This is a genomic window from Paenibacillus sp. LT-B23 (assembly GCF_059417685.1).
This window is the reverse complement of the sequence record NZ_JBSQBM010000004.1, coordinates 124,479-142,031: the sequence shown is the minus strand read 5'-3', so window position 1 is coordinate 142,031 and position 17,553 is coordinate 124,479. Positions and strand designations below refer to the sequence as shown.

At 46.4% G+C, this 17,553-nt stretch carries 16 protein-coding genes; 3 read left to right on the top strand and 13 right to left on the bottom strand.

Going from position 1 to position 17,553, the window contains the following annotated elements:
* Nucleotide 1 precedes the first annotated feature (1 nt).
* A complete protein-coding gene (locus tag ACWXW9_RS07465; protein WP_494928891.1) occupies nucleotides 2-961 on the bottom strand; it encodes a ketopantoate reductase family protein in 960 nt (319 codons plus the stop codon).
* 126 nt (nucleotides 962-1,087) lie between these two features.
* Nucleotides 1,088-1,738 carry an RsfA family transcriptional regulator gene (locus tag ACWXW9_RS07460; protein ID WP_134913477.1) on the bottom strand — a complete coding sequence of 217 codons (651 nt, stop codon included), beginning with the start codon at nucleotides 1,736-1,738 and terminating at the stop codon, nucleotides 1,088-1,090.
* Between the two features lie 297 nt (nucleotides 1,739-2,035).
* Between ACWXW9_RS07460 and ACWXW9_RS07455 the strand changes: the two genes are divergently transcribed.
* Complete coding sequence (locus tag ACWXW9_RS07455; protein WP_494928890.1) at nucleotides 2,036-3,124, top strand: coiled-coil domain-containing protein; 1,089 nt, start codon at nucleotides 2,036-2,038, stop codon at nucleotides 3,122-3,124.
* Nucleotides 3,125-3,263: 139 nt separating this feature from the next.
* Here ACWXW9_RS07455 and ACWXW9_RS07450 read toward each other — a convergent pair whose 3' ends face one another.
* The 5 genes from ACWXW9_RS07450 to ACWXW9_RS07430 form a co-directional block, all read right to left on the bottom strand.
* The gene (locus ACWXW9_RS07450; protein WP_494928889.1) at nucleotides 3,264-4,595 is read right to left on the bottom strand and encodes a PhoH family protein; all 1,332 of its coding nucleotides are present in this window, start codon (nucleotides 4,593-4,595) and stop codon (nucleotides 3,264-3,266) included.
* A 380-nt stretch (nucleotides 4,596-4,975) separates the two neighbouring features.
* A complete protein-coding gene (locus ACWXW9_RS07445; RefSeq protein ID WP_494928888.1) occupies nucleotides 4,976-6,040 on the bottom strand; it encodes an LCP family protein in 1,065 nt (354 codons plus the stop codon).
* A 124-nt stretch (nucleotides 6,041-6,164) separates the two neighbouring features.
* Nucleotides 6,165-8,006, bottom strand: a complete 1,842-nt coding sequence (typA, locus tag ACWXW9_RS07440) for a translational GTPase TypA (RefSeq protein ID WP_025685752.1) — start codon at nucleotides 8,004-8,006, stop codon at nucleotides 6,165-6,167.
* Nucleotides 8,007-8,300: 294 nt separating this feature from the next.
* On the bottom strand, nucleotides 8,301-8,792 hold the full coding sequence (locus ACWXW9_RS07435; RefSeq protein WP_494928887.1) for a hypothetical protein: 492 nt from the start codon (nucleotides 8,790-8,792) through the stop codon (nucleotides 8,301-8,303).
* A gap of 163 nt (nucleotides 8,793-8,955) precedes the next feature.
* Nucleotides 8,956-9,615, bottom strand: a complete 660-nt coding sequence (locus ACWXW9_RS07430) for a TerC family protein (protein WP_494928886.1) — start codon at nucleotides 9,613-9,615, stop codon at nucleotides 8,956-8,958.
* Nucleotides 9,616-9,849: 234 nt separating this feature from the next.
* Between ACWXW9_RS07430 and ACWXW9_RS07425 the strand changes: the two genes are divergently transcribed.
* Complete coding sequence (locus tag ACWXW9_RS07425; protein WP_494928885.1) at nucleotides 9,850-10,551, top strand: TerC family protein; 702 nt, start codon at nucleotides 9,850-9,852, stop codon at nucleotides 10,549-10,551.
* A 112-nt stretch (nucleotides 10,552-10,663) separates the two neighbouring features.
* Here ACWXW9_RS07425 and thiI read toward each other — a convergent pair whose 3' ends face one another.
* From thiI to ACWXW9_RS07395, 6 genes are all read right to left on the bottom strand, one after another.
* Nucleotides 10,664-11,890 carry a tRNA uracil 4-sulfurtransferase ThiI gene (gene thiI / locus ACWXW9_RS07420; protein WP_494928884.1) on the bottom strand — a complete coding sequence of 409 codons (1,227 nt, stop codon included), beginning with the start codon at nucleotides 11,888-11,890 and terminating at the stop codon, nucleotides 10,664-10,666.
* 1 nt (nucleotide 11,891) lies between these two features.
* The gene (locus ACWXW9_RS07415; RefSeq protein ID WP_494928883.1) at nucleotides 11,892-13,040 is read right to left on the bottom strand and encodes a cysteine desulfurase family protein; all 1,149 of its coding nucleotides are present in this window, start codon (nucleotides 13,038-13,040) and stop codon (nucleotides 11,892-11,894) included.
* A gap of 152 nt (nucleotides 13,041-13,192) precedes the next feature.
* Complete coding sequence (locus ACWXW9_RS07410) at nucleotides 13,193-13,888, bottom strand: lytic transglycosylase domain-containing protein (RefSeq protein WP_494928882.1); 696 nt, start codon at nucleotides 13,886-13,888, stop codon at nucleotides 13,193-13,195.
* A 226-nt stretch (nucleotides 13,889-14,114) separates the two neighbouring features.
* Entirely contained in the window at nucleotides 14,115-14,510 is a 396-nt protein-coding gene (locus ACWXW9_RS07405; protein WP_494928881.1) for a hypothetical protein, read from the bottom strand.
* Nucleotides 14,511-14,555: 45 nt separating this feature from the next.
* Nucleotides 14,556-14,783 (bottom strand): DUF1540 domain-containing protein, encoded by a 228-nt coding sequence (locus ACWXW9_RS07400; protein ID WP_149093304.1) that lies wholly within the window; start codon nucleotides 14,781-14,783, stop codon nucleotides 14,556-14,558.
* A 187-nt stretch (nucleotides 14,784-14,970) separates the two neighbouring features.
* A complete protein-coding gene (locus ACWXW9_RS07395; protein ID WP_494928880.1) occupies nucleotides 14,971-15,477 on the bottom strand; it encodes a YpuI family protein in 507 nt (168 codons plus the stop codon).
* 185 nt (nucleotides 15,478-15,662) lie between these two features.
* Here ACWXW9_RS07395 and ACWXW9_RS07390 point away from each other — a divergent pair, with 185 nt between their 5' ends.
* Entirely contained in the window at nucleotides 15,663-17,546 is a 1,884-nt protein-coding gene (locus ACWXW9_RS07390) for a S8 family peptidase (protein WP_494928879.1), read from the top strand.
* The last annotated feature ends 7 nt before the right edge of the window (nucleotides 17,547-17,553 follow it).

The window sequence follows — 17,553 nt, the reverse complement described above, 5'->3', positions numbered from 1 at the left end:
ATCACCCCTCTTTTAGCCGCATGCCCTCAATTAATTGCCATAATACCGCATGGGTTGGTGCAGTAACCCCCGCTTGCTCTGCCATCTGCACCAGCTGTCCGTTAATGGAAGCAACCTCCGTCATGGAATGTGCAAGTACATCGGTCAGCATAGACGACTGATTCTCTGCCGTTGCCCGGCAAACCTTCATAATCTGATCCCACCATACACTGTCCCACCGAATACCATTGGCTTCGTATACTTGAATGCCCTCTTCGTATAGCTTGCGCATCATTTGTATACGACCCGAATCGGAAAGCAGCTCTCCATTGGAGATTCGCCATATTGCTGTCAGTGGATTAATCACGGCGTTAATCAGCAACTTGCGGTATATACCGTTCTCGATTTCTTTCGACAAGCAAACGTCAAATCCTGCTGCAAGCAGCCGATTTAGCACACATTGTTTGAAACTCCCTGCCTGTACTTCCTCCAGTTCATCCGAACAGCCAATTTCCGTAGCTCCCATCCCGGCATGTACGACGGATGCTACCCCGATTCTCTTGGCTCCTTCGGTCGTTACCGCAGGGTATACCTTAGCTTCAGGACAGGCCTGTCTGATTCGTTCTATATGTCCGATTCCGTTCTGTAAGCAAATAATTCCGATATCATTTTCGATATTATCCGCAGGTTTAATCTGCTCCAATACTTCCTCAATCGCCCCCTGTTTGGTCATTATCAAAATCCATCGTGGCGGAACCTGTGAATTCAAGCGTTGCCAATCTGCCAACGGCGCTACCTTCAATGTATCTCCAATCACATGAACAGCAACCTGTCCCTCTTTTTCAAGCACAGTAATCCCCTCACATGCAATGATACGTGCCTGCTCAAGCGTTCGTGTCCATAACCTTACTTTCGTGCCTGAGGCTGCCAGCCTCCCGGCAAACAACAATCCGAGCGAACCTGCTCCAATAATATCAATCACCTATGTATCGTCTCGCTTCCATCTTTTTTTCTACTATATCATATGCACTCTAGAGAAATACAAAAAACGCCAACTACGGCAAAGCGCGAGTTGACGTTCTATTTAACATATGCTGCTGTAATTTTGCTACTCAATGCGCTCCAGATTCCCATTGGCGTCCATTTTGAATCTGGATTTAAGCTCTTCCTCATCCTCGGTGATTAAAGCCAAGCGACGAGCCCGGTCCATAATCTGAATCAGGGCTTTGTAATCATCATTTACAACACGATAGTCGGTTTGCACCTCGTTAACCTCTTTGGACAGCCGGTCATTAATGGAGCGAAGCTGATTTAATTCCTCTTCCTTTTCACGTAAATCTTTTTCCAGCATCTTAATCTGTCGATTGGTTTCCTGTACAGATCCCTTCCATTGACGCAAAAAGCGGATCACAGCGTCGATGGACAACGTATCCTCACTCGTTCCATCCGCTCTGTATACCCCTTCAGCCATATCAAGCGTGGCAAAAGCCGCCACCTGAGATACACCAACTGGACTCTGCTTGCGAATATAACTGCGTTTTTGACGCTGTGCTTTAGCAATACTGATGGCTTCATCATAACGTTTGCGCACGCAACTGTTCCAGCGGAAGCCACATGCTGCGGAGGTTCTTCCTATTTTTTGCCCAACCTCTTCAAATGCGGCTAGCTGTGTTCCGCCTTCCCGGATATGACGCAATGTCACCTCCGCCAATATCAAATCATCTTCCGCACTCCATGCATCTTGTCTTATTGCAGTCATGCCTCTAGCCCTCCTAACAACATCCTGAAATAACCGTCTTCATGAACCGGTCTTACCGGTATTTGAATAGGGTATAAAAGCTGTTTATTCATTTCTATGCCTCTCGTAGAGTTCATAGAATCTATTTGATACTAAATTGTATTTCCATTTCTATAAGAACTCATACGTGGACAAATATAGTTTCGGGTTTCAAGCATCCTCTGGGTGCTGTACAATAAATCAATGGTTAAAGAATAAGAAAGGAACATATATATTACTGTTAGACTTTTTGCGGGAATACATAAAAGGGGAAAACCAATGAACAGACCCACTCTAAAAATGATAAGTTGTACTCTGCTAACGGTCATTTTGATACTAACCACCATGCCTGTACGTCCTGTTCTGGCTGCTCCTTCAGAAGAGGCAAACCGGATTTTGCAGGATAGTCTGTCAATCGTCGAGATTGATCATGAAATTGAACGGATCAGTCAGGAACAACAGATACTTTTACAACGTCAGCAGGAACTACGGAGCAATCTCGCCACTCAGCAGGAGCAGATGATCAGGCAAAGGAAACGTGCGAGCTCTGTGCTGCGCTCCTATTATATGGGCGAAAGGGACAAGCTGCTCAGTGTAGTGCTGGGAGCTAAAAGTCTTAAACAGCTTCTCTCCCTGTACGATTACTACTTGTTGCTGATTAGCCACGATCAGGATGTGCTTCAGGAATACGAGTCCAATTATCGGATTATGCGAAAAACGGAAGAACAGGTCACACGGGCCTCATCGGATTTGAAAACGGTCAAAACAGACTTGTTGGAACAACGCAAGCGCATTGTTTTGCTTCAGGAGCGTGTAAATGCCGGTGTTAACAACAGCAATGACCCGGATACGCTACGCAAGCTAATCAGTGAAATGACAGCTTATTGGGAGAATGTAGGCGTCTACGAGGTGAACAAGCATTTTAAGGCGCTGGCTCAAGCGATGCAGGATTTGCCTCAATTTATTCAACAACAGCAAGGAGCCATGATTACAAACGGCAAAGTCATTACGATAAGCATACGTGAGGAAGATTTTAACCGTTTTCTGAAATCGGAAAATGAATTATTTAATCACTTCAACTTTTCCTTCGGGCAGGATCGTATTGTTGTAGAAGGTCAACAGGGGACCATGAAATTAAGGGTAGAGGGACACTATACGGTTGAGAAAGAACCGCAAAATGCGATTTTGTTCCATGTGGACCGGCTCGTCTTTAACGGGCTGGAGCTGCCAGATACGACCCGTAACAAGCTGGAAAAGGATTTTGATCTGGGCTTCTATCCGCAGCAGCTCATTTCTTATGTCAAGGCCACAGAGGTACGCACCATAGCGGGGGTACTTGAGGTTAAGCTAGAACTGAGTCTGAATTAAGCCTTTTTCACCCTTGTATAGCTATCATAAATAATACATGGACAAAAATAAGAGACCCCGGGATGTTCCCGAGGTCTTTTTTACAACAAAATACTGCGCAGTACATAAATATCCTGATAGTGAATAGTGGTATGAGCTACTACAGCAAATCTGCTGCCAACTGCGCCAGTTTGGAGCGCTCTCCTTTTTCCAGCATAATATGTCCGCTAATCCCTTCCTGCTTGAAGCGTTCTACTACATACGTCAGCCCGTTACTGGCGGCATCCAGGTAAGGGTGGTCAATTTGCTCCGGGTCTCCCATCAAAATAATTTTACTCCCCTCACCTACACGGGACACGATTGTTTTGATTTCATGCCGCGACAAATTCTGTGCCTCATCAATAATAATAAATTGTCCAGGTATTGAACGCCCGCGAATATAAGTGAGCGCCTCCACCTGAATGCTGCCCAAGCCCATCAAAATTTTATCGATATCGCCTGATTTTTTGGCATCAAACAAATATTCCAGATTGTCGTAGATCGGTTGCATCCACGGGCGAAGCTTTTCTTCTTTTTCTCCTGGTAAATAACCGATATCCTTACCCATAGGAACGACAGGGCGGGCAATGAGCAGCTTTTTGAAGCGATGTTCATCCTCTACCTTGAGCAGACCCGCCGCGAGCGCCAGCAACGTTTTGCCTGTACCTGCTTTTCCGGTAATCGTCACCAACGGGATATCATCATTAAGCAAAAGCTCCAGCGCCATCCGTTGTTGGGCATTACGTGCACTGATCCCCCACACCGATTCATTGCTTAAATACAGAGGCTCCAATCGATCTGCCTCCTGATTCACTTTCAGCAAGGCCGATTTCCCAGTTCCCATTTCATCCTTTAGAATAACGAATTCATGAGGATATAGCGTATAAGACAGCTCCAGTGGTTTGATAGGTAAAAAACGATTGGAATAAAACTCATCTATGATGGACGGATGCACCTGAATTGCCGAATACCCGGGATATAGCTCACTCAGATCACCGGTTCTGTCGGATAAATAGTCTTCGGTCAGCAGTCCTAACACATCTGCCTTGATTCTCACCAGCACATCTTTACTGACCAGCACGACCGAACGCGGTTCAGGTAGCTCCTGCTCCTCCAACTGATAATTCAAGGCGACCGCCAAAATTCGGTTATCGTTCGAAACCTCCCCGAACATCTCCTGAACTTTCAAAAAGCTCCGGTGATTTAATTCAACCTTGAGCCTCCCACCTTGCGGAAGTGGAACACCACTGTGCAGATGCCCTACTTCCCTCAATCCGTCCAGCAATCGCGATACGTTGCGTGCATTCCGTCCAATCTCATCCGCGTTACGTTTTTTGGAGTCGATTTCTTCCAGAACAACAGCTGGAATAACCACTTCATGTTCTTTGAAGGTAAAGAGGGCTTTCGGATCATGCAGTAGCACATTCGTATCCAGCACAAAAATTTTCTTCATTTAGATCCCCTCCAAAGCGGCGTGGACAATCTCGTGTTTCATACCTATACCTATTCACCGGGTACCCAATACTTGCTGATTCCCTGAAAAAAGACCCCAGAGACAGCGTTAAACAACGAAAAGTTGGTAGGTAATTAGAGCCGTTAGAGCCTGTACACCTTGGGATCAGACACAAAAGGCCCAGTGATTACTCACTGGACCTTACTTATTCCATTCATTTCATTACCAAAAAAGCAAACGATATTAGACAGCAAACGGGTATGAATGTCAAAACCATATACTTGGCGTGCTACACACTCAGACATACCTCAACCCCCTTATGCCATATAAGAGCTTTTACTCGCTGCGAGTATAACATAAGAGGGAAGTAAGATACAAACTCAAGAATTGGAAGAAGAGACAGTATTATTGTCACTCGCCTTTTTGGATAATTCCTCTTGCAGTGCTTGTTTGGCCAGATCAAGCTGCTGCTCATCAATATAGACATAAGGACTGCGCCACGTTCCCGCTACCGGTTTGTAATTCACATTTTGCTTGGAAATATTCCAATAGGTCTGTACGAGATTTTTCATTTGCTGAGACTCAATATCCGTCATCATATTCTTATCAACGGATTTAATAATTGCACTAAATTTGCTTAGAGCACTAAAGGACTGCATTTGGTCAATCAAGGAATGAAGCACCTGATTTTGTCGACGGTTGCGATCAAAATCATCAGATTCAGCTGTTCTCGGGCGACAGTTGGATTTACGGTAACGAACAAAATCAAGGGCCTGATCACCGTCCAAATGTTGTGCTCCTGCCTTCAAGTTAATGTTAGTACCATCTGCACTGTCACGGTAACACATATTTTTGTCGACCGTAACATCAACGCCACCCAAATTATCCACAACATCTCTGAAGCCCTGGAAGTTAATAACCGTCACATAATTGATGTCAATGTTCAAATATTTGCCGATCATCTTCTTCATTTGCTCTTCAGCGACTTCACCAGACTCTTTCTCTCTGGCCTTGAACACCGGATAGTACTCATTCAGCTTACGAGGTTTATATCCATCCAGTTCCAGCCGCGTATCCCTCGGCAACGACACGATTGTAGATGACTTGGTATTCGGATTCAGGGTAGCTACCATAATAACGTCCGACAAATAAGTTGGATGATCAGGGCGGTAATCCGTTCCAAGCAACAAAATGGTCAAAGGCTTGGCCTCGGCCAACTGTGTTTTTGGCACCTCTTTATTGATCCCCGTATCCAGAACATCCTCTATCTGATTGTATAGATAGTAGGTGTAACCGCCGGCCGCCAAGATACCTATAATGAGCAGAAACAGAACAAACTTCATAAACGATCTGAAAAAGCTTTTTTTCTTTTTCGTTTTTTTCGGTTTGGCGGATTTTTTCCCGCTTTGTGTCCGGGGAGGCAATCCGTTAGAAAGATTACTCATGCTTCAACACCTTTTCCTGCGTTTTGAGAAATAAAGCTTTCTCCAAGTTTACAATCCTAAAACAGATACAGCGGCGCATCCCGTTGCCGGGCGTCGCCGCTGTGGCCAAAACCAATCCAATCAATTACGAATTTGCTTGTGCTGTTTTACGCTGTTTTTCTGCACGCTCGCGCTCACTTTTGTTCAAAATCTTTTTGCGCAAACGAATGGCATTAGGTGTAATTTCACAATACTCATCATCATTCAAATATTCGAGCGCCTGTTCCAAAGAGAAGATACGAGGCGTTTTAAGTTTAACAGTATCGTCTTTTGTCGCAGAGCGAACGTTCGTCAATTGCTTCTCTTTACAAATGTTAACAACGATGTCGTTATCACGTGTATGCTCTCCGACGACCATACCTTCATAAATCTCAGTACCCGGCTCCAGGAACAGAATACCGCGATCCTCTACACCCATCATTCCATAGAATGTAGTGCTTCCATTTTCCGTCGAAATGAGTACGCCTTGATGACGTCCACCAACTTGACCGCCAACAAATGGACCATAGCTGTCAAACGCATGGTTCATTACGCCATAACCACGAGTCAAAGTCAGGAAGTTCGTAGTGTAGCCAATCAGACCACGTGCAGGGATCAGGAATTCCAAACGAACCTGTCCGGTGCCGTTGTTAATCATGTTGACCATTTCAGCTTTACGGGAGCCGAGACTTTCCATAACTGCGCCCATGCTTTCTTCAGGAATATCAATGAGGAGACGTTCGATAGGCTCCATTTTCTTGCCATCAATTTCCTTCACGATTACTTCCGGTTTGGACACTTGCAACTCATAACCTTCACGACGCATGTTTTCAATCAGGATACCCAGATGCAACTCACCACGTCCAGATACGATAAATGCGTCCGGGCTGTCGGTTTCATCAACACGCAAGCTGACATCCGTTTCAAGTTCTTTCAGAAGACGCTCGCGCAGTTTACGGGATGTGATCCACTTACCTTCGCGACCTGCGAATGGGCTGTTATTAACCAGGAAGGTCATTTGCAGCGTTGGCTCATCAATCTTCAGTACAGGTAAAGCTTCAGGATGATTTGGATCGGCAATCGTTTCGCCAATGTTAATATCCTTGATCCCTGCAATAGCCACAATGTCACCAGCGCCCGCTTGATCGGTTTCGATCCGTTTCAGACCTTGGAAACCGAACAGCTTCTCAATACGCGCTGATTTGCTGCTGCCGTCACGCTGCATAACCGTAACCGCTTGTCCCTGCTTGATAATACCACGGTTTACACGGCCAACTGCAATGCGGCCAAGATATTCGTTATAGTCCATCAGTGTTACGAGGAATTGAAGAGGCTCATCTACTTTCTCCGTTGGAGCGGGGATGTGATCTACAACGGTTTCGTACAATGCCTGCATGTTATCGTCTTGCTTTTCGGCATCCAGACTGGATGTTCCGTTCAGCGCTGAAGCATAAACAACAGGGAATTCCAACTGCTCATCATTCGCACCCAACTCGATGAACAGATCAAGTACTTCATCAATAACTTCGGCCGGACGAGCTGCCGGACGGTCAATTTTGTTAACAACAACGATTGGCGTCAAGTTTTGCTCCAACGCTTTACGCAGTACGAATTTAGTCTGCGGCATACAACCTTCGTAAGCATCAACGACGAGCAAAACACCGTCAACCATTTTCATAATCCGTTCCACTTCGCCGCCAAAGTCGGCGTGTCCCGGTGTATCCACAATGTTGATCAGGTAATCTTTGTACGTAATAGCTGTATTTTTAGCCAAAATCGTAATACCGCGTTCACGCTCCAGATCGTTGGAGTCCATGGCGCGCTCCTGAACAGCCTCGTGGTCTCTAAATGTTCCGGACTGTTGTAGAAGCTTGTCGACAAGCGTCGTTTTGCCGTGGTCGACGTGGGCAATAATAGCAATATTGCGAATGTTCTCTCTTGCATGCATGGTTTGTATCCATATCCTTTCCGTATATCAAAATAGTGTCTCTATCCTGAAAGTAATGCTTATCCAAGGCTAACAATCGTTCTTCAGGCCCGCTCCCTGCCAGCCCTCTGTATATTTCAGGCTTTGTGCAGGCAGCTTCTCTTTCCGATTCGCGTGAAAACCTTAAAATAAGCGTCAGAAAACATTCCGACGCTCTTATCATATCCATTATATTATAGTTGAAATATGTCATAAAGCAAGACATTATTGGCTGTTCCGTAATTTACCGCCATAAATTTTGCACACCTTGTCGTTTCACCATTTACGTTTGGTGTGATTGTTAACCATCAACCATATTCCCGCACCGATCAGTATAACTGCAACCACATAAATAATTCCGGTCCCTAACATGCTGATAATCAGCAGAAGTATCGAAACGAACCCCAAAATCATGCTCCCTGTATATAAGGTGCGAGGCAGCGTTATATCATTAATGGCGTATTCCCATAATCCAACCGCCACACCCAGTAGTAGCATAGGCCATAGATAGACCATCAAATGCCAGCCCCATGTATTACAGAGAAAAAATAAAAAACCGTACACCGACAAAATCCCGGCCGGCAGCAGCATAATGGGAGAAACCTTACGCATCATGTACATCGCATGCAGTATAATACCAGGTATTAAAATCAGCAAGGGCCAGAAGTATTGTCCCAAAAAGGAGAAGACCCCCAGTTTTCCTATCAAAATAATCAGTCCTACGGCAATGATGCCCAATCCGATCATACGCTCTTTTCCGGAATTCATCGTGGTCTCCTTTATTTGCTGGATTTGTTTTTTGGTCTCTTAATAAGAATGTTTTCAAGTGTATTTTTGTAAGTATAGTGTTTTTACAAAAACCGAGTAGATTCCCCGGCATTTGCAAAAGCCCTATGTATAGTTTAGCCGATGTTTTCCAAAAAAACTACGTTCAAATGCGGCGGGCTCGCATCTGCTGATATAATCCTGCTATTACAACTACGGTGGCCAGTAATCCCGGTAACCATGAATGTAAAACTTCCACTGACCCGGCTAACCATGCTCCCAGTTTGGGATCACGCAGTAGCATTTCACCTGCCGTGAAGGCCAGTATTGCAGATCCGAGTAGAACAAGTACAGGGAAACGGTAAAGCCAGACTGCAATAATGTTGCTTCCCCATACCACAATTGGAATGCTAATCGCAATCCCGATGACAATGATCGCAATGTCCCCATTTGCAAGTGCTGCAATAGCCAGTACGTTATCCAGACTCATCACAAAATCCGCTACCAGAATCACTTGTATAGCCTTCCATATAGTCGTTTCTGCTCTTACTCCCATATTATCGTTATTCTCATAAAGCAACTTAAACGCAATCCATAACAAGAGCAGACCACCTGCTGCCTGAATGAAGGGTATGCCTAGCAAAATGACAGCTGCAAAAGTCAACACACAGCGCAGGGCAACTGCGCCGAGCGCCCCCCACCATATTGCTTGGCTCCGCTGTCTTGCAGGCAAGTTTTTGCTCGCCATGGCTATAACAACCGCATTATCACCGCTTAACACCAAATTGATCATTAATATTTTCAACAGCAAAATGATATGCTCCATGTGTACAAACACCCCCATCCTACTTGTATGCGAAATAGGACGAGGGTATGCTTGTACACCGAGGAATCTAATAATTTTATTAAACATATCCATATTTATTAAAAATCAACACCTGATTTGTTGAGCATAATCCTTGAAATGATTAGCAAACAGCAATATAATGAATCGTATTTCCGGAAAACGGGTATTAATCATAAACAGAGCATACTGAACTTAGGTTGTTTAATCAGGGAGATGAGAACGATTGACATGTCCGGATTCCAGTTTTTTTGGCTACTGCTTAATGTGATATTTATTGACCTTCTGCTTGCAGGAGATAATGCTATTGTAATTGGGCTTGCCGCCCGAAAGCTACCGCCCGAAACGCAAAAAAAAGCGATACTGTACGGTACCGGCGGTGCTCTACTCATTCGTATAGCGGCCACGATTGTCGTGCTTTGGCTGCTTCAAGTGCCGTGGCTGCTACTCGTCGGAGGAGTAATGCTGATCTGGATTGCATACAAGCTGCTGGTAGATCAGGAGGATCACGCTGAAGTCAAAGCCGGCACGAGTTTATGGGGAGCTATACGCACCATCGTTATAGCTGATGCAGCCATGGGATTGGACAATGTGATCGCCGTCGCAGGCGCTGCCCAGCAGCATTTGATACTGGTGGTGCTCGGTCTGCTGATCAGCGTGCCGATTGTCGTATGGGGAAGCACTCTTTTCATCAAGCTTATTAACAAATTCCCCTGGATCATCTATTTGGGCTCGGCTGTGCTTGGCTATACCGCCTCCAATATGATTACCGAAGAACGCAAGCTGGAGCCATACTTTACCGCACATCCCGCGCTGCGTGCCCTGTTTATTGCCTCAGTGATGGTTGGTATTTTGCTTACAGGCTATCTTCAAAACCGCAGAGCCATATCCAGTCGAAAAAAAGCTGTTTTGAAATAATCCCCAAGAAAAACCTCGTATATCTTATCTCTAATCTAAAAAGAGGCAGACCCGACAATAGTCGATGGATCTGCCTTTTTATATATCCTTATACGTAACATCATAAAAGATTTTAAAACCAATTCTCTTTTACAACTTCCTCTTGACGTCCCTCTATAGCTCCATCAGCCTCAAGAACAACAGTCTCCGTTGTAGCCACGGCCTGCTCAATCAACGTATTTAAATCCCGAATAGAGGCTTCAATCTTTTGAACAACCCACAGATTCGGATTGGTCGTTGGGGATTTGGGAACAAACAACGTGCAGCAATCCTCATACGGCAGAATAGATAGATCGTATGTGCCGATTTGCTTGGCTATTTCCGTAATTTCCTGTTTATCCATCATCACGAGAGGACGCAGCAACGGTAATTCCGTCGAACGCCCAATCACATTCATGCTCGATAAAGTTTGGCTGGCTACTTGGCCGAGACTATCACCCGTTACAAGCGCCAGCGCCCCTTCACGCTCCGCCAGCATGGTTGCAATACGCAGCATGGACCGTCTCATCAGCGTGATAATTAAATTATCCTGTCCAGTGCGTGTAAAAGCCGTCTGCACCTCCGTAAAAGGTACGAGATGAATCTTGATGCGTCCCGCGTAACCCGCCAATACCCTCCCCAAGTCAATAACCTTTTCTTTCGCACGCTCACTCGTAAACGGATAGCTGTAAAAATGGACGCATTCGATTTCCAATCCTCTGCGCATGGAGGACCATCCCGCTACCGGACTGTCGATTCCGCCCGAGAGCAGCAGCATAGCTTTGCCATTTGTACCTAACGGATAGCCTCCTACAGCCGTAATAATATCGCTAAATATATAAGCCGCCTGCTCTCTGACTTCCACCCGTAGCTCGATATCCGGTTGGCGGACATCGACCTTTAACACTGGAAACCCGCGCAGTACCGGCGAGCCAATCAAATGATTCATCTCATGAGAGGAATGGGCAAATCCTTTCCACACCCTGCGAGCATTTACCTTGAAAGTCGTTCCCTCGGTCGGGTTCAACTCACGCATCAAGGCTACAGAGGTCTCAATAATCGTGTCAAGCTCAACAGGAGCCATTTTAACAGGACTGATGGTGGTGATACCAAAGACTTTTTGTAGCACCTGAATGATCTGCTCATAAGGCTCTCCTCCGAGAACTACATAAATCCGTCCAAATTCCTTACGCAAAGTAGCGCCGGGAAACGGCTTGAGCAACAGTTTTACGTGATTCAGTACCGCCTTTTCAAAACGGGCGCGGTTTTTCCCTTTTAATGTAAATTCGCCAAAGCGAAGCAACAACATATCATAATTCATTTTAACGTTTCCACCTTTCAAGGGATTCCAACTGCGCCACAGCCTGGCGAAGCGCGAGAATAAGCTCGTCAATATCCTGTTCCGTATGTTCATCCCCGAAGCTGATCCGAATGCCGCCAGACGCTTCCGCCTCATTGCGACCCATCGCCAGCAAAATCCGGCTAGGCTCGGCTAATTTGGAGGAACAAGCCGATTGGGTCGATACCGCAAAGCCCAATTGCTCCAGCGTATGCAGCAGCACCTCTGCCTTCATACCCGGATACGAAAAATGGACAATGTGCGGTGCTTCCTCCCCGCTATTCAGTCGCAATTGGGGGATCGTCTTCACTTCCGCGGCTACCCGATCTCTCCAAGCAGTCATACGCTGCGCCGCCTCTGCTTGCCATTCGCCCGCCAGCCGCACTGCCTTGGACATGCCGACAAGCAGCGGAACATTTTCCGTACCGGCACGAAATCCCTGCTCCTGAGAGCCTCCGCTAAGCAGTGGGAAAAGCTCCACACCTTCCCGAACCACAAGCAGTCCGGCTCCTTTGGGACCGCGCAGCTTATGTGCGGACAGGCTGTACAAATCAGCCTTCCAGCCCCGGATATCCACCGGAAGCTTTCCATAGCCCTGCACACCATCAACATGAAACAGTACACGCGGGAACTGTTCCTTCAGCGCGGCTCCGATATCATGTAGCGGCTGCACCCTTCCCGTCTCATTATTGACATGCATAATGCTGACTAAAATCGTGTCTTTGCGGATAGCTGCACAAACCTGCTCTGCACTGACATGCCCTTCCGCATCAACGGGCAGAAATGTGACCTCAAATCCCACTTTTGCCAACTGTTTGCAAGCCTCATACACAGACGGATGCTCCGTTGATACTGTAACGATATGCTTGCCTCTGGCCTGATACTGCAAGGCCACTCCCTTAATAGCGAGATTATTGCTTTCCGTTGCCCCGGATGTGAACACAATCTCCGCCGGATGTACACCCAAAGCTGTAGCACAAACCTCCCGGGAACGCTTGAGCAGCTTATCCGCATCTTCCCCGTACCGATGCATTGAGGACGGGTTGCCGTAGTGGCGTCTCATCACCTCTTCAATCGTCGTAATCACCTCTTCAAAAGGCGGAGTTGTCGCTGCATAATCAAAATATTTCATGGAACCCCCTTTCTGCCCTGCAACCTCTACAACAAAAAAAGACCAAAACAGGGAAAGGTCACTGCATTACACAGTGACACCCTTTCCCCATATTGATCCTGCCTGCGGACCTGTTTGATTAAAATTTTGTTTTTCTTCATAAGCTACAGGGCTTAAATCGTATATTTTTCACGTGCGTTCTGAATTTTGGTAATATACTTTTGCGTTTCTACCGGAAGCTTGTCCAGCACAGCCATCAGCTGCTCGTCACTATTCACGCCCAGACGCTGTACCCGTCCGGGCCCCGCATTATAAGCTGCCAAGGCCATATTTTCCTGTCCGTTAAAACGTTTGATCTGGTAAGACAAATAACGAACTCCGGCATCAATATTTTGTGCAGGGTCATACGCATCGCTCACGCCCAACCCTTGGGCCGTAGCATCCATAAGCTGCATAAGGCCTTTGGCTCCCGCTGAAGAAGTGACCAGCGGGTTAAACGAAGATTCCGTATCAATGACCGCTTTAATCAGCGACACCGGAACCCCGTATTTATTGCTGGCCTCGTTAATTAGATCATCATAAGCCGTAGGTATGGTTGGTCCATCGGTTGCTGTGCTGGAAGCAGGATATACCGCCAATGGCGAAGCTGCCCCTCTCGATGGTCCCAATTGGAGCCAGAGCAAACCATTTTCATCCCTTGTAACGTCCCCTGAATTGACACGAGCTGCAGCATCATCTGTCCCCAACTGACCTGCCTGCTCAAGCAATTCGGAAAAAGCATCCGTTGTTCCCGTTTGTGCTGTAGCACTTATATTATTCAACAACTGCGTATCGATTATGGATTTGGACACGCGCGAATCTATTTGCATGTGGTATTCCCAACTTTCTTTAGTTGTTATATCCCAAACGGTCTATCATTACTGCTTATGATACAACGTTTTGTTATGTACTGCCATACTTTTTAACGAAAAAAAGCTCCGTATCTGTCGAAATGACAGCGGAGCTTCATGGTACTGACTTGATGCAGACAGATCGCTTTAATCATTTCTACTTGGACAGGCAAGCAATTACCCGGTTTTTCGTGCCTTCATGGAATCAACGTACAAACGGAATAAAAGCAAAGTAGCTTAATGTCGCCAGCGCACCCAGCCCGATCGACCAAATACCTGTTGTTTTGTTCCCATTTACATAAGCAAAAAAACCCAACACTGCAGCAATAGGCCCCAGCACAATAGACCACATAAACAGTGCGGCAATACCTGCGGCTAGACCGATATAGCCTGAGATACGTCCACTTTTGCTTATGACATGCTGCTCATCCTTGTCCTTATGCCGAGTCACGGCTGGTGAGCCGGGAGCTACCTCAGCCGCATATTCCTCTTGATGGTTGCGACGCTTGGCAGAGCGTTCTTGAATACGACGGGGATAATCCACACGCTCGCGGCTAAAATTCTCTTCGTCTCGATGCTTATCAGTTTCATGATCTTCCATAATACACTGCACCTCCAATTACGTAATGATTCGCGGGATGGATTGTTACAGAGACTTTGGTTTAAAGGTGTGACAACAGGTTGCTGCAGAAGTTGCAGCCTGGTCACGTTCGACTGAGCTGAAGCTTTCGCCCGCATATTCTTCATCAAATTTTTTCCCGGCGTGACTGTCAATTTCTATCATGATCAAATCTGCCTTGCACAAGTTGTTTTCTCCCCAATAATGACAATTGGCTACGCTGCATTTGACTATTGGCTTGGCCTCTTGGCTCATGATCATCACCTCGAATTCATTGTCCCCCCGGTATCGTTCACCTATGCGCCACGGCATATGGCAGTTGGTGACATACGAAAAAAGCCGTTTCCGGCACCTCCTCCACACTGGCAGGAAGCAAACAGGAAACGACTTGCTTGTCTCATTTGTTTTTGTTTTTAATTGAAAAAATCACCGGGCTAGATACTTATGCATGTGTACGACGAGTCTGCATCCGGCGCTGGGTCAAATAATCACTTTCATAATAAGCAAGATCATCGCGCAATTCTTCAAAATTTTTCGTAATGTCCATGATCACTTCGCGGGCAGGCGTTACTGGCGTTTTACGGAAGCGTATAGCATCTTGTCCCGTATAAGCGTAGCGTCCGTCCTCTGCGTAAGATTCATTTTTGGGATAAAAAAAGCTGTTCACGCAGTCATGGTAAACGTTATACAATGCCTTTTCCGCAAAATCTACGTCAAAGTTGGCACGGCGCAAAGCCACACCCAGCTTTTCATAAGATACTTCGGAAAAAACAAGGACATGGCGGAGATCAGACAAAAAGCCTTTGTAAAAGAGTACGGACTCCTCACTGCGATCCACAGCCAGCTCCGGCAGTGTATGCTCATTAAGGAATGCTTCCACCCGTTCCACGGCAGATTTCAGTTTCTCCTGCGCCGACTCACATAATTTTTGTACGTTGACTGCTGACATCAATGCAGCTCCCCCTTATTTGTTGCTTGTTCATCAATTTGGTTACCCGAAAATAGATCCTTCTAACCGAAAGAGCTGTAATTTTCAGTATTTATCCTAACACAAATAAGGATTGAAAGGTATAAAAACATGCCAACCTTCTCACGCTAACCATAAATTCATAAACTCCCAAGGAGGACGGTCCCATGTCTCGGCAAAAATGGTTAAAACCCCTGATCGGAGCAGCCGCCGGGGTGCTTGTCATCACCCTGATGCTGCCTTCCCGAGATCACCGCCACACACCACAGCCCGAATATACGGCAAAAATGGTGCCACAGCAGGAACAGCAGCTCAAAAAAGGAATGTTGGCTTTGGACTTGACCGCTACAGACACTATCACTCGCATGGATGCCAGACAGGATATTGAATACGTAATGCGTGAACTGAATGGTAAAACCAATGATCAGAAAAAGCATTTTGCCCGCAAGTTTCAGCAGTCACACAGTCATCTTCACACGCTACAGTGGATCAATACACGTGACGCGAAGAGCACAACCTACACAGGCAGGAAGACACAATCCCGTCTGCTTAATGACGCTCAAGTCAAAAACAGTCTGACAGCGGCTCGCCGTTCCGTCCTGCAAAACAAATCTTACGAATCCGCAGCCTTTCAGGTCGAGGGTCGAAAATATTTTGTCATGGCAGAGCCAGCAACTGACGGAACATACGGCGTTGCCGCGCTGGTCAGCCAGCAAGTGCTTCATGACGTGGAAAAGCATCAGCGCAAAAACCTGCGCCTGATCCCCTATCCGAAGGAAGGCAGCTACAAAATCGAATCAGTACATCCCGACACACTGCATGATATTACCGTCAAGACGGGTCATGACAATGAAAATGCGAGCCATTATTTTGAGAATGAAATCGTCGTCCGCTTCCGCCACAATCCTGATCAACAGCAATTGCGCGAGATCGCAGCAGATTTGAACTGTGAACCAGGCCGAAAGCTCGGTTATACGTATGTGTTTCATTCGAATAACATGAACTTCAAAGAGCTAAAGCAATATTTCTCGCAGAAGTGGAACCCGGTATATGCGGAACCTCACTACATGTATCTGACGAATGAAAAAAAACCCGTAAAAGCGTCGGATGTCTCTATTCCGAATGACCTGCTCTTTTCCCGCTATCAGTGGAATCTGCCAGCCACCGAAACCAACCGGGGCTGGGCATTATCCAAAGGCAGCAAAAATGTCGTCGTAGCCGTCGTGGATACGGGAGTGGATATGGACCATCCTGATTTGAAGGGCCAAATCCTCCCGGGACACAACGTAGTTAGCCCGAAAGAAAAACCTTACGATGACGTTGGTCACGGAACGCATGTTGCCGGCATCATATCCGCGCTCGTGAACAACGGAGAGGGAGTTGCCGGCATGACATGGTATAACAAGGTCATGCCTGTCAAGGTACTCGATCAATCCGGGTCCGGGACCACTTATTCCGTGGCAGAGGGTATCATATGGGCTGCAGACCATGGAGCCAAGGTCATTAATCTGAGCCTCGGTAATTATGCGCAAGCTGAATTTTTACACGATGCGATTAAATATGCCTATGACAAGGATGTTGTATTAGTCGCAGCCACGGGAAATGATAATACGGAACGGCCAGGCTATCCCGCAGCCTATCCGGAAGTATTTGCCGTATCTGCCACAGATGCGTCTATGCACCGGGCTTCTTTTTCCAACTATGGAGATTATGTTGATGTTATGGCCCCCGGCGCAAGCATAGCAAGCACGTATCCAGGGAACCAATACGCCGCCCTCTCAGGCACTTCGATGGCCAGTCCGCATGTATCAGCGCTCGCGGCCCTTGTCCGTTCCATCAACCCCGACCTGACGAACAAAGAGGTTATGGATTTAATGAGACACAGTGTGATTGATTTGGGTACACCAGGGCATGACAAATATTTTGGATATGGCCAAATCGACGTATATAAGGCGTTGAAAGCAGCTCAACGTCCATATGTTCCTTTGCAGTTGTATCCACAGCATTTGGGTGACAAGATTAAATCTCTCTTGAAGATGCTGGAAACGTAAAAAAGAT